The following is a 6,358-nucleotide window of genomic DNA, read 5'->3' as shown; positions in this document are numbered from 1 at the left end:
GTTACTACGCGTCTCGTGGGCTCGGAGGTGTGTATAAGAGACAGCCCGCGGCCGAGCCGGTCACCCAGGACGACCTGGAGGCCACCAAGCAGGAGCTGCGCGGAGAGATTCGCGCCGAGGCCGCCAAGCAGTCCCTCAACGGCGAGGAGTGGAGCGAGGAGTACCCCGAGGAGAAGCGCAAGCTGGAGGTCTTCCAGCTCGACGGCTACTTCCGCCTGCGCCCCACGCTCTTCTACAAGTTCGACCTGGGACGGCTGCCCTCCGCGACGCCGGGGCAGGACATCTTCCCGCGCTCCTCGCGCACGTCGGCGAACACCCAGTCGTTCGCCACCATGCGCCTGCGCCTGGACCCCACGTTCAACATCTCCGAGCAGGTGAAGCTCAAGCTCCAGGTGGACGGCCTGGACAACCTGGTGCTCGGCTCCACGCCGGACACGCTCTACCCGGGTGACGCGCGCAACGTCTTCACCATCTTCTCCGAGGACCAGGAGTCCTTGGGCAACACGCTGTCGGACTCCATCAAGCTGCGCCGCGCCTACGGCGAGGTGAACACGCCGGTGGGCATCCTGCGCTTCGGCCGCATGGGCAGCCACTGGGGCCTGGGCATGCTGCGCAACGACGGCAACTGCTTCGACTGCGACTTCGGCGACACGGTGGACCGCATCCAGTTCGTCACCGAGCCGTTCGCCGGCTGGTACGTCACGCCGATGCTGGACTTCAACTCCGAGGGCTCGGTGTACCGCTCCGGCGCCCAGGGCGAGCCGGTGGACCTGACGCAGGCCGATGACGCCCACAGCTGGGTGATTGCCATCGCCCGCCGGGACACGGACGCGCAGATCCGCTCCAAGCTCGACAACAACCAGGGCGTGCTCCAGTACGGCCTGCACTTCACCTACCGCACGCAGAACTACCAGGACGTCACCAACGACACGACGGGGCAGGTGAGCTTCATCCCCCGCGACGCCAAGCTGTACGTCCCGGACTTCTGGCTGCGCTACGAGGAGCGCTCCTGGCGCATCGAGATGGAGCTGGCGGCGGTGCTCGGCAGCATCAACAGCCGCGGCCTCAGCCTGAACGAGGCGATGGCGGACCCCAGCCTGCGCGTGGCCCAGTTCGGCGGCGTGCTCCAGGGTGAGGTGAAGGCGGCGGAGAACAAGCTGACGGTGGGCCTGGAGCTGGGCTTCGCCTCCGGCGACAAGGCGCCGGGCTTCGGCAACTACCCGGGCCGCACCGGCTCCGGCAACACGAGCGGCCCCAACAACTACACCCAGCCGGGCGACGTGGAAGGCCCCCAGTACCGCTGCGACGCGGGCGGCTGCGCGGATGACGCCATCCGCAACTTCCGCTTCAACCGCGACTACCGCGTGGACCTCATCCTGTGGCGCCAGCTCATCGGCGGCATCACCGACGCGTTCTACATCCGCCCGTCCGTGAAGTACGCGGTGGCGCCGGGCATCGACGTGTACGGCCGCCTCATCTACTCGCAGGCGCTCTACGCGGAGTCGACGCCGTCGTTCACCAGCAAGTCGCTGGGCATCGAGCTGAACGCGGGCGTGGACTACACCACCGAGGACGGCTTCATCGCGGGCCTGGCCTACGGCATCCTCTTCCCGATGAGCGGCCTGCAGCAGTACCAGGAGGTGCTGCGTCGGGACCTGGAGACGCCGCACACCATCCGCGGCTGGCTGGGCGTGAAGTTCTAGCCATGAAGCGCGCCCTCTCTTCGCTGAGCATCGCCGCCCTCCTCGTGCTGGGGATGGTGGCGTGTGGCATCAAGGGCGCGCCCAAGCCGCCGCTGGCGCCGAGCGCGCCGGCGACGGAGACGCCTCCTCCGCCGTCGGACACCGCGCCGACGACGGTGGCGCCCACCGGACCCTCCGTGTCGCCGACGACGGATGGTGGCGTGGTGACGCCGACCACCACCACCGACGCGGACGCCGGAGTCCCGTGAGCTTCTTCACCTATCGAAAGGGCGTGCTGCACGCGGAAGGCGTGCCGCTGCCCGCCATCGCGGACGCGGTGGGCACGCCCGCCTACGTCTATTCCACCGCGGCGCTCACCGGGCACTTCAGCGCCGTCGTCGACGCCTTCGGCGAGGCCCGGCCCCTCATCTGCTACTCGGTGAAGGCCAACTCGAACCTCTCCATCCTGCGGCTGTTCGCGGGGCTGGGCGGGGGCTTCGACATCGTCTCCGGCGGAGAGCTGGCCCGCGTGCGGCAGGCGGGCGGCGAGGCCGCGAAGACGGTGTTCGCGGGCGTGGGCAAGACGCCGGAGGAGATGGCGGCCGCGCTGGACGCGGGCCTCCTGCTGTTCAACGTGGAGAGCGCCGAGGAGCTGGAGGCGCTGGACGCGGTGGGCCGGCGGCTCGGGAAGAAGGCGCCGTTCGCCCTGCGCGTGAACCCGGAGGTGGATGCGCGCACGCACCGCTACATCGCCACCGGGCTGAAGACGTCCAAGTTCGGCGTGCCCTTCGAGGAGGCGGTGGCGCTGTACGAGCGCTCCAAGAAGATGAAGGGCCTCAGGGCCTTCGGCCTGGACTGTCACATCGGCTCGCAGCTCACGCAGAGCTCGCCGGTGCGCGCGGCGCTCACCAAGGTGGCGGGCCTGTACCGCGAGCTCAAGGCGCGCAAGCACCCGCTGGAGTACCTGGACGTGGGCGGCGGGCTGGGCATCACGTACACGGACGAGACGCCTCCGTCAGTGGCGGAGTACGCGCGCGTGGTGCTCGCGGCCACGAAGGACACGGGCGCGCGGCTGGTGCTGGAGCCCGGGCGCTCGCTGGTGGGCAACGCGGGCGTGCTGCTCACGCGCGTGCTGTACCGCAAGCTGACCCCGGCCAAGCGCTTCGCCATCGTCGACGCGGGCATGAATGATTTGCTGCGGCCCGCCCTCTACGAGGCCCACCACGGCTTCGTCCCGCTGGTGAAGCGGCGGGGCAAGGAAGTGGAGGTGGATGTGGTGGGGCCGGTGTGCGAGTCCACCGACGTGCTGGCCCAGGCGCGCTCCCTGGTCCTCCCCCAGCCGGGCGAGCTGTACGCCTTCCTCAGCGCCGGGGCTTACGGCATGAGCATGGCTTCCAACTACAACTCCCGCCCCCGTCCGGCGGAGGTGCTGGTGGCCGAGGAGGCCTGGCGGGTGGTGCGGGAGCGCGAGCGCACCGAGGATCTCTGGCGCGGCGAGCGGGCCTGAACATATAAGCGCCGGCATGAAGACCTTCGAAGGCTCCATGACGGCGTTGGCCACCCCGTTCCGCGACGGCGCGCTCGACGAGTCGGCCTACCGGGCCCTGGTGCGGCAGCAGCTCGAGGGCGGCACCAGCGTGCTCATCCCCATGGGCACCACGGGTGAGTCCGTCACCATGTCCGCGGACGAGCGCGCCCGCGCGGTGCGCGTGGTGGTGGAGGAGTCCAAGGGCCGGGCCCTGGTGGTGGGAGGCGCGGGCTCCAACAACACGGCCGAGGTCATCGAGGGCGTGGCGCGCGTGCGGGACGCGGGCGCGGATGGCACGCTCATCGTCACGCCGTACTACAACAAGCCCACGCAGGCGGGCCTGGTGGAGCACTTCCGCGCGGTGGCCAGGGCGCACCCGGGCTTCCCCATCATCGCGTACAACGTCCCCGGCCGCACTGGCGTGGACCTGCTGCCGGAGACGGTGCAGCGGCTGTGCGACTTCCCGGAGGTGGTGGCCATCAAGGAGGCCACCGGCAACATGGCCCGGGCGGTGGACATCCTGGAGAAGTGCGGCGAGCGGCTGACGCTGCTGTCCGGTGACGACTTCACCGTGCTGCCCTTCATCGCCTGTGGCGGCAAGGGCGTCATCTCCGTGTCGTCCAACGTGGCGCCCCGGATGATGGCGGACCTGGTGGCGTCCGCGCGGGCCGGCGACTTCGCCAAGGCGCGCGCGCTCCAGGTGAAGCTCAACCCCCTCCACCGGCTGCTCTTCGTGGAGTCCAGCCCCATCCCCGTGAAGTGGGGCCTGCACCTGCTGGGCCTCTTCGGGCCGGAGGTGCGGCTGCCGCTGGTGCCCATGACGGAGCCCAACGCGGCGAAGCTCGCCGAGGAGCTGCGTCGGCTGGGCCTGCTGAAGCACTGAAGCCGCTCTGCCGAGCGCCACACGCCACGACACGCCAGGAGCGCGGCCCACCATGATTCGCACCGTCATCACCGGCATCACCGGTCGTATGGGCAGCACGCTCTTGCGACTGTCGCGCGACGCGGAGGACCTCCAGGTCGTCGGCGCCACGGAGCGGCCCGGCAGCGCCTCGGTGGGTCTGGACGCGGGGCTTGTGGCGCGCATCGGCGCGCTCGAGGTGCAGGTGTCCGACGACCTGGGCCGCGCGCTGGATGCGGCCAAGGCGGACGTGGTCATCGACTTCACCAGCGCGGAGGTCAGCGTGGCCCACGCGAAGGCGTGTGCCGAGCGCGGCGTGGCCTTCGTGTGCGGCTCCACGGGCTTCTCTCCGGAGGCGTCACAGGCGCTGGCCGACTGCGCGAAGCGGGTGCCCATCGTCGCCGCGCCGAACATGTCGGTGGGCGTCAACCTGGTCATCCGCGTGGCCGCGGAGCTGGCGCGCGTGCTGGGCCCGGGCTTCGACGTGGAGGTGCTGGAGGCGCACCACCGGATGAAGAAGGACGCGCCCAGCGGCACGGCGCTGCGGCTGGCGGAGGTGCTCGCCTCCGCGCTGGGTCGCACGCAGGACGACCTGACGTTCGCGCGCCACGGGCAGACAGGCGCGCGCCCCGCGAAGGAGATTGGCGTGCAGACGCTGCGCGGGGGGGATGTGGTGGGCGAGCACACCGTGTACTTCTTCGGCGAGGGCGAGCGCATCGAGCTGACGCACCGGGCGACCAGCCGCGACCAGTTCGGGCTGGGGGCGCTGCGCGCGGCGCGCTGGGTGGTGGGCCGCCCTCCGGGGCTGTATGACATGGCCGACGTGCTCGGCTTCCAGAGGACTTCATGACCACCGCCCGCTACTGCCGCTTCCTCCACGAGGGCCGCGCGCACCATGGCCGCGTCGAGGGCACCGAGGTGGTGGTGCTCTCCTCGGCGCCCTGGCTGGCCGGCGTCAAGGACACGGGCATCCGCCGCTCGCTGTCCGCGGTGTCGCTGCTGGTGCCCTCGGACGCGTCGAAGGTCGTCTGCATCGGCCAGAACTACCGCAAGCACGCGGAGGAGATGGGCAAGCCCGTGCCCGTCGAGCCGCTCATCTTCACCAAGCCCTCCACCGCGCTCAACGGCCCCCGCTCGCCCATCCGCATCCCCAAGGCGAGCCAGGAGGTGCACTTCGAGGCGGAGCTGGCGCTCGTCATCGGCGAGAAGCTCAAGAACGCCGACGAGATGACCGCCGCGCGCGCCATCTGGGGCCTGACGTGCTTCAACGACGTCACCGCGCGCGACATCCAGAAGCGCGAGACGCAGCACACCCGCGCCAAGGGCTACGACACCTTCGCGTGCGCGGGGCCGTGGGCGGTGACGGGCCTGTCGCCCGCCGACCTCCAGATTTCCTGCCGGGTGAACGGGCAGGTGCGCCAGGACAGCCGCACCTCCGACATGGTGTTCAGCCCCGCTCGCCTGGTGTCGTTCATCTCCCACATCATGACGCTGCTCCCTGGGGACATGATTTCCACCGGCACGCCCTCGGGAGTGGGGAAGCTTGCGGCCGGCGACTCGGTTGAAGTGGAAATCGAGGGAATCGGGACGCTGCTCAATCCAGTTGAGCTGGAGCCGTGAGCACCATCGTCTACGTCGGGTTGGGCTCGAACGAGGGGGACCGCGAGTCCCACCTGGTCGCCGCCCTCACCGCGCTGTCCCGCATCGATGCGGTGGCGGTGCTTCGTTGTTCCTCTCTTTTCGACAGCGCCCCCGTCGGGCCGCCGCAGCCGCGCTATCTCAACGCGGTGGTGGCCCTGGACTGCGCGCTGTCCCCGCAGCGCCTGTTGGTCATCCTCCAGCAGATTGAGAAGGACCTGGGCCGGCGCCGCGAGCAGCACTGGGGCCCGCGCACCATCGACCTGGACATCCTCTTCTGGGAGGGACAGGTGGTGGCGGACCCGCACCTCCAGGTGCCGCACCTGGAGCTGCACAAGCGTCGCTTCGCGCTGGAGCCGTTGGCGGAGCTGGCGCCGGACCTGCTGCACCCCGTGTTGGGGACGACGGTGAAGGAGCTCCTCGGGAAACTCGCCCCGCAGGATGTCCGCAGGAGTGAAGCCACCTGGTGGCCTGAAGCGAGCCTGCCGAGCAACGAGACATGAACCTCTCCCTGGCCCTGGCCACCGCGGCGCTGCTCGCCGCCGAGCCCTCTTCGCTGCCCCCTGGTCACCCGCCCGTCCCCCCGGGGACGCAGGCGTCCCCCACCGC

The 6,358-nt window shown here is 70.4% G+C and carries 7 protein-coding genes; all 7 read left to right on the top strand.

Features of this window, described 5'->3' with window-relative positions; translation table 11 throughout:
- A partial coding sequence (locus tag FL311_RS39740) for a TIGR04551 family protein (protein WP_141332851.1) occupies positions 1–1,703 on the top strand: 1,703 nt, incomplete at its 5' end.
- A gap of 2 nt (positions 1,704–1,705) precedes the next feature.
- Entirely contained in the window at positions 1,706–1,951 is a 246-nt protein-coding gene (locus FL311_RS39735; protein WP_141332850.1) for a hypothetical protein, read from the top strand.
- Positions 1,948–3,189, top strand: a complete 1,242-nt coding sequence (gene lysA / locus FL311_RS39730; protein ID WP_141332849.1) for a diaminopimelate decarboxylase — start codon at positions 1,948–1,950, stop codon at positions 3,187–3,189. Before FL311_RS39735 ends, lysA begins: the two co-directional genes overlap by 4 nt.
- 16 nt (positions 3,190–3,205) lie before the next feature.
- On the top strand, positions 3,206–4,093 hold the full coding sequence (gene dapA / locus FL311_RS39725; RefSeq protein ID WP_141332848.1) for a 4-hydroxy-tetrahydrodipicolinate synthase: 888 nt from the start codon (positions 3,206–3,208) through the stop codon (positions 4,091–4,093).
- A gap of 52 nt (positions 4,094–4,145) precedes the next feature.
- Positions 4,146–4,961 (top strand): 4-hydroxy-tetrahydrodipicolinate reductase, encoded by an 816-nt coding sequence (gene dapB / locus FL311_RS39720; protein WP_141332847.1) that lies wholly within the window; start codon positions 4,146–4,148, stop codon positions 4,959–4,961.
- Positions 4,958–5,731: a fumarylacetoacetate hydrolase family protein gene (locus FL311_RS39715; RefSeq protein WP_141332846.1), complete on the top strand. Its 774-nt coding sequence runs from the start codon at positions 4,958–4,960 to the stop codon at positions 5,729–5,731. Before dapB ends, FL311_RS39715 begins: the two co-directional genes overlap by 4 nt.
- A complete protein-coding gene (gene folK / locus FL311_RS39710) occupies positions 5,728–6,252 on the top strand; it encodes a 2-amino-4-hydroxy-6-hydroxymethyldihydropteridine diphosphokinase (RefSeq protein WP_046715810.1) in 525 nt (174 codons plus the stop codon). Before FL311_RS39715 ends, folK begins: the two co-directional genes overlap by 4 nt.
- Positions 6,253–6,358 lie beyond the last annotated feature (106 nt).

Source organism: Myxococcus sp. AB025B (assembly GCF_006518215.1).
Lineage (GTDB): Bacteria > Myxococcota > Myxococcia > Myxococcales > Myxococcaceae > Myxococcus > Myxococcus fulvus.
The sequence above is the reverse complement of the archived record's forward strand: the minus strand, read 5'-3'. Positions and strand labels throughout refer to the sequence as shown.

Bases quoted from the DNA above. Each gene is read 5' to 3' on its own strand.
- dapB (WP_141332847.1), top strand. From the start codon at position 4,146: ATGATTCGCACCGTCATCACCGGCATCACCGGTCGTATGGGCAGCACG.
- FL311_RS39735 (WP_141332850.1), top strand. From the start codon at position 1,706: ATGAAGCGCGCCCTCTCTTCGCTGAGCATCGCCGCCCTCCTCGTGCTG.
- FL311_RS39715 (WP_141332846.1), top strand. From the start codon at position 4,958: ATGACCACCGCCCGCTACTGCCGCTTCCTCCACGAGGGCCGCGCGCAC.
- dapA (WP_141332848.1), top strand. From the start codon at position 3,206: ATGAAGACCTTCGAAGGCTCCATGACGGCGTTGGCCACCCCGTTCCGC.